At 57.0% G+C, this 14,151-nt stretch carries 17 protein-coding genes and 1 pseudogene; 6 read left to right on the top strand and 12 right to left on the bottom strand.

The window, feature by feature from the left end:
• Positions 1–70: 70 nt before the first annotated feature.
• Both DAEP_RS0118435 and DAEP_RS0118430 read right to left on the bottom strand, forming a co-directional pair.
• On the bottom strand, positions 71–484 hold the full coding sequence (locus DAEP_RS0118435; RefSeq protein WP_245595116.1) for a hypothetical protein: 414 nt from the start codon (positions 482–484) through the stop codon (positions 71–73).
• Positions 481–906 carry a hypothetical protein gene (locus DAEP_RS0118430; protein WP_154665083.1) on the bottom strand — a complete coding sequence of 142 codons (426 nt, stop codon included), beginning with the start codon at positions 904–906 and terminating at the stop codon, positions 481–483. Before DAEP_RS0118430 ends, DAEP_RS0118435 begins: the two co-directional genes overlap by 4 nt.
• Before the next feature lie 272 nt (positions 907–1,178).
• On the opposite strand from DAEP_RS0118430, the gene DAEP_RS0118425 reads away from it, so the two are divergent.
• The 6 genes and pseudogenes from DAEP_RS0118425 (at position 1,179) to DAEP_RS0118395 (ending at position 6,743) form a co-directional block, all read left to right on the top strand.
• Positions 1,179–1,493: a hypothetical protein gene (locus DAEP_RS0118425; protein ID WP_036760858.1), complete on the top strand. Its 315-nt coding sequence runs from the start codon at positions 1,179–1,181 to the stop codon at positions 1,491–1,493.
• Positions 1,490–1,876, top strand: coding sequence for a hypothetical protein (locus DAEP_RS0118420; protein ID WP_008555709.1), 387 nt, complete (start codon positions 1,490–1,492; stop codon positions 1,874–1,876). Before DAEP_RS0118425 ends, DAEP_RS0118420 begins: the two co-directional genes overlap by 4 nt.
• 196 nt (positions 1,877–2,072) lie before the next feature.
• Positions 2,073–3,202 (top strand): annotated as a pseudogene (locus DAEP_RS22930) (IS3 family transposase).
• Positions 3,135–3,725: an NAD-dependent epimerase/dehydratase family protein gene (locus tag DAEP_RS23400; protein ID WP_084204463.1), complete on the top strand. Its 591-nt coding sequence runs from the start codon at positions 3,135–3,137 to the stop codon at positions 3,723–3,725. The pseudogene DAEP_RS22930 and the gene DAEP_RS23400 overlap by 68 nt, the downstream one beginning before the upstream one ends.
• Positions 3,726–4,335: 610 nt before the next feature.
• Entirely contained in the window at positions 4,336–5,823 is a 1,488-nt protein-coding gene (locus tag DAEP_RS24040; RefSeq protein WP_154665082.1) for a hypothetical protein, read from the top strand.
• Positions 5,824–6,110: 287 nt separating this feature from the next.
• The gene (locus DAEP_RS0118395) at positions 6,111–6,743 is read left to right on the top strand and encodes a tyrosine-type recombinase/integrase (RefSeq protein ID WP_027245703.1); all 633 of its coding nucleotides are present in this window, start codon (positions 6,111–6,113) and stop codon (positions 6,741–6,743) included.
• 241 nt (positions 6,744–6,984) lie between these two features.
• Here DAEP_RS0118395 and DAEP_RS22920 read toward each other — a convergent pair whose 3' ends face one another.
• From DAEP_RS22920 to DAEP_RS0118355, 10 genes are all read right to left on the bottom strand, one after another.
• Positions 6,985–8,193, bottom strand: coding sequence for an aminotransferase class V-fold PLP-dependent enzyme (locus DAEP_RS22920; protein WP_036760856.1), 1,209 nt, complete (start codon positions 8,191–8,193; stop codon positions 6,985–6,987).
• A 254-nt stretch (positions 8,194–8,447) separates the two neighbouring features.
• Complete coding sequence (locus tag DAEP_RS24035) at positions 8,448–9,128, bottom strand: hypothetical protein (RefSeq protein WP_154665081.1); 681 nt, start codon at positions 9,126–9,128, stop codon at positions 8,448–8,450.
• A gap of 14 nt (positions 9,129–9,142) precedes the next feature.
• The gene (locus DAEP_RS0118385; RefSeq protein ID WP_027245702.1) at positions 9,143–9,376 is read right to left on the bottom strand and encodes a hypothetical protein; all 234 of its coding nucleotides are present in this window, start codon (positions 9,374–9,376) and stop codon (positions 9,143–9,145) included.
• A 20-nt stretch (positions 9,377–9,396) separates the two neighbouring features.
• Positions 9,397–9,567 (bottom strand): hypothetical protein, encoded by a 171-nt coding sequence (locus tag DAEP_RS24030; RefSeq protein WP_154665080.1) that lies wholly within the window; start codon positions 9,565–9,567, stop codon positions 9,397–9,399.
• A gap of 172 nt (positions 9,568–9,739) precedes the next feature.
• The gene (locus DAEP_RS0118380; RefSeq protein ID WP_245595115.1) at positions 9,740–10,072 is read right to left on the bottom strand and encodes a hypothetical protein; all 333 of its coding nucleotides are present in this window, start codon (positions 10,070–10,072) and stop codon (positions 9,740–9,742) included.
• 113 nt (positions 10,073–10,185) lie between these two features.
• Positions 10,186–10,722: a dihydrofolate reductase family protein gene (locus tag DAEP_RS22915; RefSeq protein WP_036760852.1), complete on the bottom strand. Its 537-nt coding sequence runs from the start codon at positions 10,720–10,722 to the stop codon at positions 10,186–10,188.
• 47 nt (positions 10,723–10,769) lie between these two features.
• Entirely contained in the window at positions 10,770–11,396 is a 627-nt protein-coding gene (locus DAEP_RS0118370; RefSeq protein WP_027245700.1) for a LysE family translocator, read from the bottom strand.
• Between the two features lie 35 nt (positions 11,397–11,431).
• Complete coding sequence (locus DAEP_RS0118365; protein ID WP_027245699.1) at positions 11,432–12,121, bottom strand: class I SAM-dependent methyltransferase; 690 nt, start codon at positions 12,119–12,121, stop codon at positions 11,432–11,434.
• A complete protein-coding gene (gene gstA, locus DAEP_RS0118360) occupies positions 12,121–12,723 on the bottom strand; it encodes a glutathione transferase GstA (RefSeq protein ID WP_027245698.1) in 603 nt (200 codons plus the stop codon). The genes DAEP_RS0118365 and gstA overlap by 1 nt, the downstream gene beginning before the upstream one ends.
• The gene (locus tag DAEP_RS0118355; RefSeq protein WP_084204462.1) at positions 12,720–14,090 is read right to left on the bottom strand and encodes an MATE family efflux transporter; all 1,371 of its coding nucleotides are present in this window, start codon (positions 14,088–14,090) and stop codon (positions 12,720–12,722) included. The genes gstA and DAEP_RS0118355 overlap by 4 nt, the downstream gene beginning before the upstream one ends.
• Positions 14,091–14,151: the final 61 nt, after the last annotated feature.

Here is a 14,151-nt window from a genome sequence, read left to right as displayed (position 1 = left end):
CATCTACGCCCCGCCGCACTGACGCAGGTTAGTCCCGGCGCGTGCGGCAGGTCGAATGACACTGCGGCACTCACGCCACCATGGTTTGCTGGTGGGAGATCCTCAGCCAGGTGTCGTCATCATTGAGGTACGTTGAGGCGCAGAGTGCCTTGTAGATCGGTACGTCGGCTTTCTCCGCCGAGACGCGGTAGGTGAGAATGGCGATGTCGTGACACCGCATCACGCGCCGTTCGGCCATGACGACGGAGCGCCAGCCGGTGCTCTGCTTTAGATGGGTCCAGATCTGGTCACCCTGGAGGATGCCCGGCGGATAAGGGAAGATCATGATGGCATTGTTTGCTGTCGTCGCCCGCGCGTTGTCGGCACCACTGGTCCAGAAATGTTCCTCCATGTCCCAGAGAACGCCCTGTTCACGCGGCGATAGCGTCCCGGTCTTGTGCGCAGAATGACCCATTGGCGTCGATGTCTGAGTGGAAACGGTCATTCGCCTGACCCCGACCCGCCAACCTTGAACATCTGAAACAGCACAAAGATGAACGCGAGCACGGCCCAGATCACGCCGCTTGTACCCGGGCGGCCAACGGTCACCGTCGAGGCAGCTCGCTTCAGGCTGGCTGACGCCCGGCCTTCGGGGAGCAGTTGGCTCAAGTCCCTGGCGACCCTGCCGTGATCGCTTGCGAGCGTGGGAACATCCGGAAATCGAGCAAGCAGCTTTCCCAACCGTGATCGCGCGCCATCGCGCCCCAGCGCGACCAGCTCAGCGGTTTCATTCCATGGATCGAGGCCGAGCCGCGCGAGCGTGGAGAGGACCGTCACGACATATCCGTTTCGATCCTCGCCAACGGACGCATAGAGAAACCGATCAAACTCGGGTAGGTGCGGGTTGAGTACATTGGGGTCGGCCATTGTCATTCCATTCCTTGGTTGCAGGAACGCAGATCGCCCCTGTTTCCCAACGGATACGCGTGGGTCGGTCTCCCCGCCCTTACACAGGTCAGTGCGCTCGACTGTGCCCGGCGAGTTCGCAAAGGGTTTGGTGCCAGGGACTAACCTGTGTCAGCGCATGGTGAACGATCGTGAGCTACGCAAGAGGAAAGCGTTCGGCAGGTCGGGCCCGGACTCCAAGGGGCTGTCGGCAGTGGTGAGCGACGAATCTGCCAACATCGTGGAGATCAGAGATGACCATGCGGTCGACCAGATCGACGGTGACGTTTTCCAACCCGTTCACCTTGTCGGGATACCCGGACGATTTGCCCCCGGGCGACTACGAAGTTCTCGTCGAAGAGGAGCTTCTCCATGGGCTGAGCTTCGAGGCCTACCGACGGACGGCGACGTACCTGACGGTGCGCGGCAGGGGTAACCAATCCGGACGTACCGAGTTGCGCGCGATTTCCGAAAACGACCTGAAAGAGGCGCTGAGCCGGGATGCGGCCACAACCGAAACGAACAATCACAGCGATGCGGCGCTTTCCCCGCAGGAGGACTTGAAATGAAAACTCCCGAATGGCTCAAACCCGGCATTTATGGCGCGCTGATCGGCGCGGTCTTCGTCGGTGTCGTCGGATTCACATGGGGCGGCTGGGTGACCGGCGGCACCGCGAATGACAGGGCGATGGCGATGTCCCGAGACGATGTCGTCGCCTCCATGGTACCGGTTTGCCTCGATATGGCGCGCTCCGACCCGGCACGGGCGGCCACGCTGGCCACGATCCGGACCGCCTCGACCTACCAGAGGCGCGACGCACTAATGGCGGCAGGCTGGGCGACCATGCCGGGAACCGATGCCCCTGACCGAGACATCGCGCAAGCCTGCCTGGCAGCCCTTGATGTCGATCGATCCCCGGAGCGCGCGGAAAGCGCGGTCGATGAAGGATGAACTGCGCCATGCCGATAGCGTCACCCGAGACAACCGACCTCGAACGGCGTGTGCTCGCCCATGAACGTATCCTGCAAGCACTGATCGCCTACATGGCCCGCACTGAGCCACATTTCGTCGACCACCTGCGAGATGGACGTGTCGCGGTTTGATGCCGCTCCTTTGATAGCATTTATTGCAACAAAGGAGACGAACTATGGGATTGAAACGAACGGACGAGTTCCGCGCTGATGCGGTGCGGATCGCGCTGACGAGTGGACTGACACGCAAACAGGTGGCATCTGATTTGGGCGTTGGCCTATCGACTTTGAATAAGTGGATTTTAGCGCATCGCGACACGGATGTTGTGTCCGATAAGGACCTTGATCTTGCCCGTGAGAATGAACGGCTTCGACGGGAGAACCGCATTCTCAAGGAGGAGAGGGAGATCTTAAAAAAGGCAGCGCAGTTCTTCGCGAGCCAAAAGCCATGAGGTTCAGGTTCATCGAAGAACATCGTGACATTTTTTGCGCCAATCGGATATGTGCCGTTTTGGATGTCAGGTCTCGCGGCCTGCGGGCCTATCGCAGCCGACCTGCCAGCCAAAGGCAGAGAAGCGATATGGTTGTTCTGGCCCATATCAAGGAACAATCCCGGCTCAGCCTGGGGAGCTATGGGCGGCCGAGAATGACGGAAGAGTTGAAAGAACTGGGCCTGAATGTTGGGCACCGCCGTGTCGGTCGGCTGATGCGCGAGAATGGCATCCGCATCGAACGATCCAAGAGATACAAGGTGACGACCGACAGCAACCACGCTTTCAATATTGCGCCCAACCTGTTGAACCGGGACTTCCGCGCAGATCGCCCCAACCAGAAATGGGTCGGTGACATCAGCTATGTCTGGACCCGCGAAGGCTGGCTCTACCTCGCCGTGATCCTTGACCTACATTCACGCCGGGTGATCGGCTGGGCGGTCAGCAACAGGATGAAGCGTGATCTGGCAATCCGGGCATTGAAGATGGCCGTGGCACTGCGGCAACCGCCCAAAGGATGCCTTCATCACACGGATCGCGGCAGCCAATACTGTTCTCACGATTATCAGAAGCTCCTGCGCCAGCATGGGTTCTAGGTATCGATGAGCGGCAAAGGCAATTGTTATGACAACGCCGCAGTTGAAACATTCTTCAAAACCATCAAGGCTGAATTGATCTGGCGGCAGTCCTGGCCAACGCGACGGGCCGCCGAGCTGGCAATCTTCGAATACATCAACGGCTTCTACAATCCGCGAAGGCGGCACTCAGCATTGGGCTGGAAAAGCCCGGTCGCTTTCGAACGGAAAGTGGCCTAAACGAGCACCTGGGGCGGCACAAAAACGGGACACGTCCACTTTACGGTATTCGACCGTCTACGGCGAGCACATGCACAGCCGCGCCGCCAATGCCCGTTACATACTTGGCGTGATTGATCAGCTCAATCGCGGCGAGGCACCCGCTTATTTCGACGGCGGCAATGAGACAAAGGACTTCGTCTATGGAGGCGACGTCGCCCGCGCCAACGTCATGGCAATCGAGTCGGATCTCGACAACGAGTCCTTCAACATATCCAGTTGCCGGATGATCCCGGTTAAGGAAATCGTGTCTATCATCCAGCGGGAGATGGGCACCAGGTTTGAGCCGGTCAGCAAATCCAGCTCCAATGTTGTGCGTTTGGTTTCGCCCGACCCGTTTGTTTATTGCTGCGACAAGGCGAAGGCGATGCTGGGATGGGAACCTCGAACCAGTTTCGAAGAGGGGATCAAGCGCGTGGTAAACTGGCGGTCTGGCGTTGCGGCTCGCTTTGATTTCGATACCCTAGGCAGGAAAAGCGCCTAGTGTAGCAGGTCCGGTGGGCAGCCTCTCCCGTTGTCGCACCGGACCTCATTAAAACGGCACGCCATTATGCCTCGAAAATTCCGATGCGTTGCGGTTGTTGAAGCGGTCCGCAGCGAAAGGGTGTTTTGAGCCCACAGCCGTCATTGCCTTGAGGGCGGCCCTTCGCTGGCGCAGCACGTCAGTCACAGCCCGAAGCGGCCGTAGACAAGGGGTGCCGCACCAAAGATGCTGCCGGTGCGAAAATCCATGGTGAGTTTCCAAGAAGCGGACCCTCGGCAGAGCCAAGCTGCCTCATGTGATGCTGCGGGTTTCACCGGGGGCGGCGGAGCGCAGGAAGCGTCCTTTGCAAACTCGGCCGTTGACGCAGCCAGCCGAGGTTTTCTGCTGCGGCGCGGCCCACGGTTCCTGCCGTTCGCTGCGACTGCGAGGTCTTGGAACCGGTGAGCTCACACAGTGCGGGACTTTGCTGCCGTTCGCTGCAACGGCGCCAAAGTCTGGTTTCATTAGAAACTGCTGACTATATGGCGCATTCCCGGTGCCTGCATTAGAGTAAGAATCAAGGCTCAATAACACCAATGACGGAATTCACCCGTTGCAAAATGAGGCCGCAATGCTCAACAGGTTTTCGATTTTTCTTGCGATTGCTTTCGCGTGGAACAGCGCATTGCATGCTGAAGAGTTCTGCGCTGTGCCTTTAGCGGTCAGCAACTCTGTTTCTAACGAGCACTGGGGGTCCCAAACTGAAGTTCTTACGGTGCCAGGATTTGCGAATTCCTTCATCAAACTTGGGCGAAACGAAATTCTGACCATAAAAGATAGGGCTTTGACCGAATTCGAAGGGCCACCCCTTTCAAACTGGAACCGCTTGATGCCGAATATCATAATTGATCGGCAAGGAGAAACTTGGGCCTATACTACGATACGCGAACCCGCGCTCTTTCGGCTCACAGCGAATGGTGAGTTTGAGCGTCACGGCTTGTCTAGTTTATCTGATCTGGACCGACTGGCAGACCCGGATTGGCGGCGAACACATTCTGATCGCACAGACCGACGGCGGCTTAATCGCGACGGTCCGATTTTCGCCGTAAAATCAGGTGAACTTTATAGGGTTGTCGGAACCCCACCAACGAAAGTTCAAACGCCGCCGGGCTGGGACCCAAGGATGCCAGTCCCAATAGATATTAACGGGCTGGGGGACTTTGCTCATGTAGACGGTAGAATATGGTATCGCACGGGCTCTGAGAGTTCTTGGCAACAAGTCGCCAGAATAAAGGATCTGTTAAGTCTCTATTCTCAGTCGCCGTTTTCGATTTTTGATGTGTTATTCATCGAAGACACCGGACGTTTGCTACTCCTCTTGGAAGATCGGGCACTTGTTGGCCGTTTTGATACCGATCTTCGACATCCTATATTCGACTACCAGTTTTCAGGTGACATCGTCCTTGATCAAGCATCAGGGAAGGTCCTTGTATGGGCCGGCGAGCCACTTACTCAAAGCCGCGTGGACGAACCTAAACTGATTACAGAAAGCGAGGGGTTGTGGGAGATGACCCCCGGAACTCCTACCAGAGTCGCTGGTTTTCAAGCACTCGCGCGTAGAACAAGTGGTGGCGTTCCTTACATGAGCTTCGTTTTTCACGAACCATCTGGGTTGACCTTAACGAGCCATAGTAACGGGTTCGCAGCGTATGATGGCGAAAGCCTGATTGATCTATCCGAATGGCGAGAGGGTCGGCCTTCTGCCACCGACAACCTAAGGCTCACGAAGATCGGAAACGCTTATTTCGCAAAGGATCACCAAAGACTCTTGAAAATTGAATCGGATTTGAGTGCTGCTGAAGTGGTGTTACCTGAAACAGTCGAGTGGCTGTGGGACGTCGTTTTCAGCGAGGCACTAGGCAGCTATTTCCTGTTCTCACCTGCATGGGAAAATACCTACAGCACGAAAGACTTTATTGCCTTTAGTATTGTGAGAGACGCCCCGATGGGAGTTAGAAGTCTGTCTGGCGACGTTGCTTCTGCACATGGTCTCTTTGGTAACTCAGATGGCGATGCTTTTGTGGTTCAATTCTGTGGAGAAACAGCAGACCTAAAATGAACCTTGCCATGTCGTAGCAATGACAAAGCAACTGACTATGCTTAGTCGTCAAGCTGCTTGCCACAGGATAGCAATTGTCCCGATTGCAAAGTGTATCGTGCTCTCCCGAAAGCGGTCACTCACGCAGCCCGCAGCATTCGGTACTTTGGGCTCAGAGCCGCCCAATGCTTGCGCGGCAATGACTGCCATCGAGCATCTCTGTCACCGGCTCTTCGATCAAGCAGTAGAATTGTTCCGTCAGCGCGGAGCTGGTGATTGGGTTTGGAGGGTGGATCGGAGGGCAAATCATGCCAAGAGTCCAACTTCCCGCAACTACTCCGAAAACCAAAGCCTGGAACAAAGGGCGGATCATCGGTCAAAAACGGCCTTTGCTGCCAAAACAGGTCTGGGCCATCCGGGCGCGGCTCGAACTGGCGGGTCATCTGCGTGATCTGGCTTTGTTCAACGTCGCGATCGACAGCAAGCTGCGCGGCTGTGATCTCGTCAAATTGGCCGTGTCTGACCTGGTAAAGGATGATCGCGTGCGAGCACGAGTTTCGGTGATCCAGAGCAAGACCAAGCGACCAGTCCAGTTTGAGTTGACTGAAAACACGCGGGAAACCGAATTGGACTGGGACAAATCGCCAGAGATGTTTGCATGTCGGTTCATGTTCCCCAGCCGGTTTCACTACCGACTGCATATCTCCACCCGCCAGTATGGACGGCTCGTCCGCGATTGGGTGACGGCAACTGGACTAGAGCCGAGCGGATATGGCACCCATTCGCTCCGCCGGACCAAAGCGGCGGAGATCTATCGAAAGACCGGAAATCTCCGTGCGGTCCAACTGCTGCTCGGCCACACGAAGGTCGACAGTACTGTGCGCTATCTTGGCGTTGAACTGGAAGATGCCCTGAGCATCGCTGAGCGCATCGATATCTGAGCCATATTGGCGAACCGTGCTACCGTTCGCCATTTCAAAGCGGGTGTCCGTCTTTTATGTGGCGTTGTCGCTGCGAAGTCACATCTACCGGATTGCGTCAGCGCAGTGAATGATGTCTGTGGATAACTCCTGCATAGCAAGACCTTTACTGCCCGATGCCAAAGGGTTGAGAGCAAGACCTGAAAGTGAGCGAAGCAGTGTTCTCCGCAGGCTGCGACTTTGTCCTAATTTCGAAGGCTCTTCATGACGAGAGATTTTCAGTTTGAGTCGACGTATTCAAAGCAATGCGGGCAACCGCCGCCCCGAAGCGTTCGATCTCGCCTTCGGTGTTGAAATAGTGAACCGACGCGCGCAGCACCGGGCCAGTCTCTCGTCGACCCAGATCAAGGCGAGCGTGATTGACCAACGACACCGACGTGCTGATGCCTTTCTGGAACAATACGTCCCGCACCGCGATCGGATCGACCTGATCGATTGTGAAGGTCACGATCCCGCAAGTCCGCGCACCAAGGTCTTGCAGTGTAACTCCTCGTATCGCGTTCAACGTTTGACGCAACTCTTGGGCAAGGCTCTCTATGCGAGCCTCAATTGAGGCGATCCCGACTTTGCGCGCATAGGCAACGGCGCGCGCGAGGCCGATGCGGCCTGCAACATTGCTTTCATAATTCTCGAAGCGTCGCGCCGCCGGGGCGATATCGAAGCTGCGCTCGGCGCTCCAGTTCGCCGCGTGGAGGTCGATGAAAGGCGGATCGAGCCTGTTGGCCAGATCGCGCCTGATGTAGAGAAACCCCGTGCCGCGCGGGCCGCGGAGATACTTGCGCCCCGTGCAGGTGAGGATGTCGCAGCCGATCTTGCCAACATCCACGGCCATCTGACCCACGGACTGACAGGCATCGAGCGCATAGGTGACTCCGTGGCGTCGCGCGGCGTCCCCAACCGCTGCGGCTGGGTTGACAAGGCCACCTTGTGTCGGGACGTGCACCAGCGAGATAAGCTTGGTCTTCGCGGTGATCATTCGCTCCAGCGCGTCGACGTCGATTTGGCCGGTGCCGTCTGACGGGGCGATATCGATTGTGATCCCATGGCGACGTTCGAGATGCAGAAAGGCCAGCATGTTCGACGCATACTCCGAGCCATGCACGATTACCCGATCTCCCTCTGCCCAAGGCAAGGCATAGACGGCCATGTTCCAGGCGCGTGTTGCGTTCTCGGCATAAGCGATCTCGTCCGGCGCGGCGTTTAAAAGCTCAGCCAATCCGGTGTAGAGACATTCAAGCGCGGGTTGTGCGCGACGCTCCGCCTCGTAACCACCCAAGGCGCGTTCCGCAGCCATATGATCGGTCACGGCGCGAAAGACCGGATCGGGCATTGGCGATGCACCGGCATTGTCGAAATGGATGAAGGTCTCGCATCCGGGTGTGTCGCGCCGGACTTGGGCTATGTCGATCATGGTGTTTTCTCCATTGGGCAGATTGGGTCAAAAACTACGGTCAAGCGCCTGTGCCGATCCGGCAGCGATTCCAGAGCGCGCAAAGGACCTCCTGCGGGGGTTAGACCGATCTCGGCAAACAGCCCGCTCATCCGCTGCACAGACGTCCCCTTTGTGTTCTGATTGAACAAGTTGAGTTTTCCTCTAGGAGCCCACGGCAGTGACACTTTAGGCTCGACACTTGTGGGCGAAAGCACCCATATCAGGGACCAAAGTTACTCAATGGGTAAGTAAACCTCGGCAACTGCATTGGCGAAATCTGCTTTGATACGCTTGACATCCGGATCATCACATCGTCCTAGAACAATAAATCCACAGGCAGAAACTGGCCTGCCTTCCGGCGTCCGCTGTTCCGTAGGAAGAGTGCAGATTCGCTTGAAGCGTCTCAAAACGCGCTCTGTGCTACCCGACGTATCACCGCGACACGTATATGCATGTGGCGTCCGTAAAAAGACGTTGCCAAAAAACGCGCCTTCAAAGACAGGAAAGGTACGCCGCTCGGCCTCGCTTGTGGCAAAACTTGAAAGCTGTGCTAGTGGCCCCTCTCCGCTTCGCAATGAGATTTGAACCGGCACACCAAAGGCATTGGTCCGAGCCAGTAGGCAGGCGGATACGGCTGCTTGCTCTTCGTTTGTGAGCGCGCGCGCACGCCAGTCGGGGGCAATACCCATCGCACCGCGAAACTGGAACTCTTGATCAAGATATTTCGCCTCTGCGGTGGTGCCGTCCGGCAAGGCGCATTGCACTACATAGTCCAGCACCGACCTGCTTGCTTCTGTCGCAAGGAGGGCCGATCCGCTCAAGTCAATCACGGCTACGCGCCGCTCCTCGTCAGCGTTGGCCAGCGACATTGAGATACAACTGACGCAGGCAAGAAACAGGCCGCGCGGGTTCATAGTGAAACCGCCTTTCAATTAGCCAACTTAGAAGACGCCATGTCGGCCAGCGCCTCGAAAATCATGGTATCAGTTGGTTGGGCTGTATTGATCGTGATGACGTTCCACAAGATATGGTTCAATGTGAACCCGTTGAGCTGGAGGCCATTCAATTGGAGGCCGTTGAGTTGAAGACCGTTGCGGGCTTCGTTCGCCACTGCTCCGGTCGAAAGGAGACAAAGCAGCAGAGCAGGGAGTATTTTCTTCATATCTTTCTCGCTTAGTAATTTTAGATGTGGTCGATTTCGGCATCTTTCAGTGGCAGATGTAGTGAAGTTCTATAGCTATTGATATTGGCCAAACGGCAGCAAACGGTGAAAATCGGAACAACCTGTTGCGGCTTCCCACCTAGGGCGGCATGCAGAATTGCGTTCATGCCGCCCTGGGTACTGCCGATCATTCGACTGAACGCCCATCTATGATTTTCTTGATTCTATGGGCCATCAGCTCCGTTTTCGGAGCCATGAAATGCCTCGTGCGATCATGACTGCTTCGTCCAGCCCCGGAAGTCTGTGTAAATTGGATTCCTCAAAAGGTTAATTCAGAGCCTGGACTGCCGAACGGGTTCATCCTCATGCTTGATCCGGAACTTGGGCAGTTTTGCATAAACGCCATCCCCAAATGCCAATGACGAGAATGCCGAGGTTCCCGGCGAAGTCGAGCAACATCCATTGGTTCAGGACCGGTTCGATGAACAGAAACCAGAAGTTGAAAATGAAGAATGGGATCGACCCAGCCAAACCGAACACAAGGAACGTCATTGAAGAAAAACGGGCGGTTAAAATGATTGTGCCCGTCAACACCGCCTGCGCTCCGAAGCAGCCCATGATGAACCGGGCTTGCTCCGAGGCGAAAGCAAGCTCCGGGCGGAATGTTACTTCAACGACCATGCTCGGGAAGAACAAGCACCAAGAACCCAATAGGAGAAAAATGAGTGAAAGGCATGTCTGTAGTTTTCGAGCAGTCATTTTCGTGCCCCTGTTTGAAGGTGAAATGGCGCGTGCAGCGTTGCCCATCGCTACGCATGGAGAACACGGTACTCCTGAAACAGGTGCCCACCACCGTAGTCTCGTGTTTCCGTATACTCTAAGCCGAGCGACTCCTTTGTGTCTCCGAATAGCGAAACACCGCCACCGAGAACGATTGGTGCACGTTTGAGGCGCAGAACATCAATCTTTCCCATGGCAAGAAGCGATCCGGCGAGCGCACCTCCGCCACAGAGGTATATAGGCCCGCTAGATCGGGTTCTTATGGCGTCGATTGCCTCTGCGTCGCTGGATCTCTGCACTGCGACATCGGCGCCATCCGGCAGGTCAAGCGATTTCGAAAGGATGATGGTTTCCATGTGCGCATAGGGGTTTTGGCCCGGCTGCATGCCGAAGCGATAACCGAACTCGTAGGTTGCCCGGCCCATGATCGCGGTCGCGTAGGTTTCGAGGCGGGCTGAATAGTCTTCGACCACCGCACCTTCTTGGGCAAACTGCGAAATATCGCCGCCGGGCCCGGAAATGTATCCGTCGATTGAGACGGCGACATCATAAATGATCTCTTGCATTTCATTCACCTTTGCTTGCGATGTTATTGGGCGGATATCCCAGTCGGTCAGCGCTCCTGAAACGCTAGCCTGATCCCAAGCGCGCAGTAGATGCTGCCCACGACTCTCGACTGCCAGCGCTGGATAGCCGGATTTTGCCGAAGAAACCGACCGACATTGCCAGCCGCGATTGCCGTTACCAGCGTCGCCAGCGTGCCCATAAGCACGAAGAGCAATCCGAAAATCGTCAGCTGAAGTGCGATCTGGCCGAGGCGCGGATCGACGAACTGCGGCAGGAAAGCCAGAAAGAACATCGCTGATTTGGGGTTCAGAATTTCTGCTAGGCAGGCTTGTCTGAATGCCTGACCTGTCGAAATCGGCGGCGCGGCTCCAGAGGTCTTGCGAAAGCGGCCCTCGAATAGGGAGCGCAGGCCGATATAGATCAGGTATCCTGCTCCGAGCAGCTTGATCAGCGTAAACGCCTGCGCCGAGGCCAGCAGGATCGCAGAGATTCCGACAACCGCCATAACCGTATGGACGAGGTCACCGAGTCCGATGCCAAGGCTTGTTGCGACACCAACGCGTATTCCCGAGGTTGATGACCGGGTGAGCGTGAGTAAGATCGACGGGCCAGGAAAGAAGACGAATCCTGTCAGAACGGCAACATATGTCAACAAGACTGGCAAGTCGGGCATGGTGTGTCTCCTTTAATTGCGGCATTCGGACTTGATCATTTAGGGGCTCGGCTGCTGGTCCAGCATCTGTACCAGAGACTGCGGAAAATCTCGAACGGCTCGGTCAGACCCGCCTCGGAAAAGAGCACGCGGGTGCGCGTCCCTGATATGATCGGCAAGTTGGGAATCGCATCTAGTTCCAAACGCGTTGCGTCGACTGACACGCCGAAGATATCCGCGTGCGCCAAATAGATTGGGGCCAGTCGGTCGAAGTCCTCGAATTCATCGAAGCAAACATCGGCGTGGATAAGGCGACCACCGGGGGCGAGCCTGTCCCGAAGGCCTTTCAGATAGGCAAGTTTTGCGCCGTTGTCCCGAAGATGGTGCATAACCAGAAGCGACGTGACGATCTTGAACCTCTCCCCTTGGGGGATATCGTCCACCGTGCCGACCAAAAACCGGACATCCAGAGATGATCCATGATCGCTGGCGACATCCCGTGCCAAATCGAGATTGGGCGCCGACGGATCAAGCGCCGTGATCTGGCCATCGAACCGCCCCTTGGCGAGCTCTTCAAGCTCGCGGCCTCCGCCAGCTCCGACGATCAGAACCCCGGACGTCTTTTCGTCGCAGCCCGCAATGAGAGCGTGAACAAGCCGGTACATGCCGTCGAGCCCCGGCATAGTGCGTTGCAACTCGCGGTACATGGCGCGCCGGTCGGCACATTTGTCTTTTGAAATGGGCATTACAACAATCCTTCCCAGCCCATTGCCTGCTGAACAGAGGGGCGCATCCTGATTTTCTCGGAATGCCTGTGCAGAGACGACCAATCCGCAAGCGTCATGTCCTGGTCCTTTAACCAGCGGCACAGGACGAAAAGGTAGACATCCGCCAGAGAGAAATCGTCTCCCATCAGGTATTCGTGTTGGCAAAGATGGTCCTCGACGATCGAAAGCCGTCGACACAGGTGCAACCTGCCTGGCACACAGAAAGACGTCGGGGTTTCGGGCCGGAAAAGCGGACTGAAACTCTTGTGGATCTCGGTTGCAATGAAATTCAACCATTCCAGCGACCGCAGACGTTTCAGGCCGGAGGCCGGCAACAGGGCGGCCTGCGGCACCTTGCTGTCCACGAATTGAAAGATCACCGGCACCTCGGTCAAAACCTCGCCATTGTCCAGAACCAGCGCGGGGACATAACCCTTGGGACTGATCTTGTAGAAGTCGCCGCCGCCTGCCGTTTTTCGCGTCCGGTAGTCTACCGCGACAAGGCTGAATGGCAGACCCGCCTCCAGAAGGGCGATGTGCGGCGCCAAAGAGCAAGCGCCTGGCATGAAATAAAGTTTCATTCTGCCGCCCCGTTGGCTGGCAGGTTGCGAAGCGCCAGCACACACAGCCCTGAATACACGATGGTTCCGGTCGCCATCGATATCCAGATACCGATCGCACCCATGTCGAACACAATAGTTGAGATACCGATCAGGGGTGCCGCAACCACCCAGTTTCCGATCAGAGAGTATATCATGACTGGACGCGTTACTTTCCTGGCACGCAGCAATCCGGCGGCTCCCGCTCCAGCCGGGCCAAAGAGCTCCGCCATGGCGAGCGCTCCGATGACCGCGATTGCGACACTGACTGCAGCAGGTGTCGAACTCTGCAGCATATAATTCGCAACCGGTGACGCCACCGCCAGAAGTATCAGGCAAAGGGATACGCCGATTGCGATGCCAAGCAGCATCGCCGTGTTCTTCACTTCATTCGCGCGATCTGACATGGGATCGACTCTTGCAAGCCGGGTCATCGCCGCCTGTTGCAGGCCGAAGTAAAAGGTGTAGCCGATCCCCGCCAGGCGGATCGCCACGGAATGGGCCGCGGCGTCTGTCACGGAAAGTGATGCGGCATAGATCGTGGCGCCCAGATAGATGCCAACCTCTGCCAGCGTGGCGACCGCGATGGGTACCCCGATGCGGAATATCTCGACAACGTCGCCCCGGTCCGCCCAACGCGCTCCACTGTCGCCGGCGCGGCGGGTTTCCCACGACAAGGCCGCGAGGGTCAGTAAGCCAACCAGCAGCGAGGACACGCCCGCGCCTGTCACGCCAAGCTCTGGCAGACCCAGAGCGCCATACATGAACAGGTAGTTGAAGAAACCGTTCAGCGGCACCGCGCAGAGCGTAATCCGCAACATGACGCCTGGGCGTTCAATCGCGGTCAGCCGTGTGCGCAAAACGCCGACGGCCAGCATCGGAACCAAGGTCAGCGCCATCGCACGGACGTAGCCCGTCCCCGCCTCGACAAGACCGGTTTCGATGCCGAGCAGGCTGAGAAACAACGGCGTCTGCCACAAGAGGAAACAAATCGGAATGGCAAGAACAATCCAGACAATAGCGCCAGCTGTCCTGAGCCGCGCCAGCCGGCCCGTATCACCCGCAGCGTGGGCCGCCGCGTATAGAGGGCCAAGACCGCCGATGCAGCCGATGGCGAGATAGAAGAAGATCGAATAGAAATCGCTCGCAACGGCGACCGCCGCAAGGGCCTCCATCCCGAAGGCGGCCGTCATCATCGTGTCGGTCACACTCATCGCCATGTTGACAAGAGCGAGGCCGGTCAGCGGCGCGGCAAGGCGCAGGATTGCTTCGGCTTCCGCTTTGTTCACATGGCGACCTAGGCGTTTCCTAGCGTGGCCCGTTGGGCGCGTGATATCAAAAGAGGTCATGAATCTTATCCGGGGTATGGCCTGAGCAATCGTGTCGGGACTTGTTGGCAACCGCAGGGCC

The sequence above is a fragment of the Leisingera daeponensis DSM 23529 genome (assembly GCF_000473145.1).
In the GTDB taxonomy this organism is placed as follows: Bacteria; Pseudomonadota; Alphaproteobacteria; order Rhodobacterales; family Rhodobacteraceae; genus Leisingera; species Leisingera daeponensis.
Note: the sequence above shows the minus strand (reverse complement) of the source record. Positions and strands in the feature narration are given on the sequence as shown.

Coding starts and splice junctions, on each gene's coding strand:
- DAEP_RS0118435 (WP_245595116.1), bottom strand. CDS start 484: ATGACCGTTTCCACTCAGACATCGACGCCAATGGGTCATTCTGCGCAC.
- DAEP_RS0118430 (WP_154665083.1), bottom strand. CDS start 906: ATGGCCGACCCCAATGTACTCAACCCGCACCTACCCGAGTTTGATCGG.
- DAEP_RS0118425 (WP_036760858.1), top strand. CDS start 1,179: ATGACCATGCGGTCGACCAGATCGACGGTGACGTTTTCCAACCCGTTC.
- DAEP_RS0118420 (WP_008555709.1), top strand. CDS start 1,490: ATGAAAACTCCCGAATGGCTCAAACCCGGCATTTATGGCGCGCTGATC.
- DAEP_RS24040 (WP_154665082.1), top strand. CDS start 4,336: ATGCTCAACAGGTTTTCGATTTTTCTTGCGATTGCTTTCGCGTGGAAC.
- DAEP_RS0118395 (WP_027245703.1), top strand. CDS start 6,111: ATGCCAAGAGTCCAACTTCCCGCAACTACTCCGAAAACCAAAGCCTGG.
- DAEP_RS22920 (WP_036760856.1), bottom strand. CDS start 8,193: ATGATCGACATAGCCCAAGTCCGGCGCGACACACCCGGATGCGAGACC.
- DAEP_RS24035 (WP_154665081.1), bottom strand. CDS start 9,128: ATGAACCCGCGCGGCCTGTTTCTTGCCTGCGTCAGTTGTATCTCAATG.
- DAEP_RS0118385 (WP_027245702.1), bottom strand. CDS start 9,376: ATGAAGAAAATACTCCCTGCTCTGCTGCTTTGTCTCCTTTCGACCGGA.
- DAEP_RS24030 (WP_154665080.1), bottom strand. CDS start 9,567: ATGATCGGCAGTACCCAGGGCGGCATGAACGCAATTCTGCATGCCGCC.
- DAEP_RS22915 (WP_036760852.1), bottom strand. CDS start 10,722: ATGCAAGAGATCATTTATGATGTCGCCGTCTCAATCGACGGATACATT.
- DAEP_RS0118370 (WP_027245700.1), bottom strand. CDS start 11,396: ATGCCCGACTTGCCAGTCTTGTTGACATATGTTGCCGTTCTGACAGGA.
- DAEP_RS0118365 (WP_027245699.1), bottom strand. CDS start 12,121: ATGCCCATTTCAAAAGACAAATGTGCCGACCGGCGCGCCATGTACCGC.
- gstA (WP_027245698.1), bottom strand. CDS start 12,723: ATGAAACTTTATTTCATGCCAGGCGCTTGCTCTTTGGCGCCGCACATC.
- DAEP_RS0118355 (WP_084204462.1), bottom strand. CDS start 14,090: ATGACCTCTTTTGATATCACGCGCCCAACGGGCCACGCTAGGAAACGC.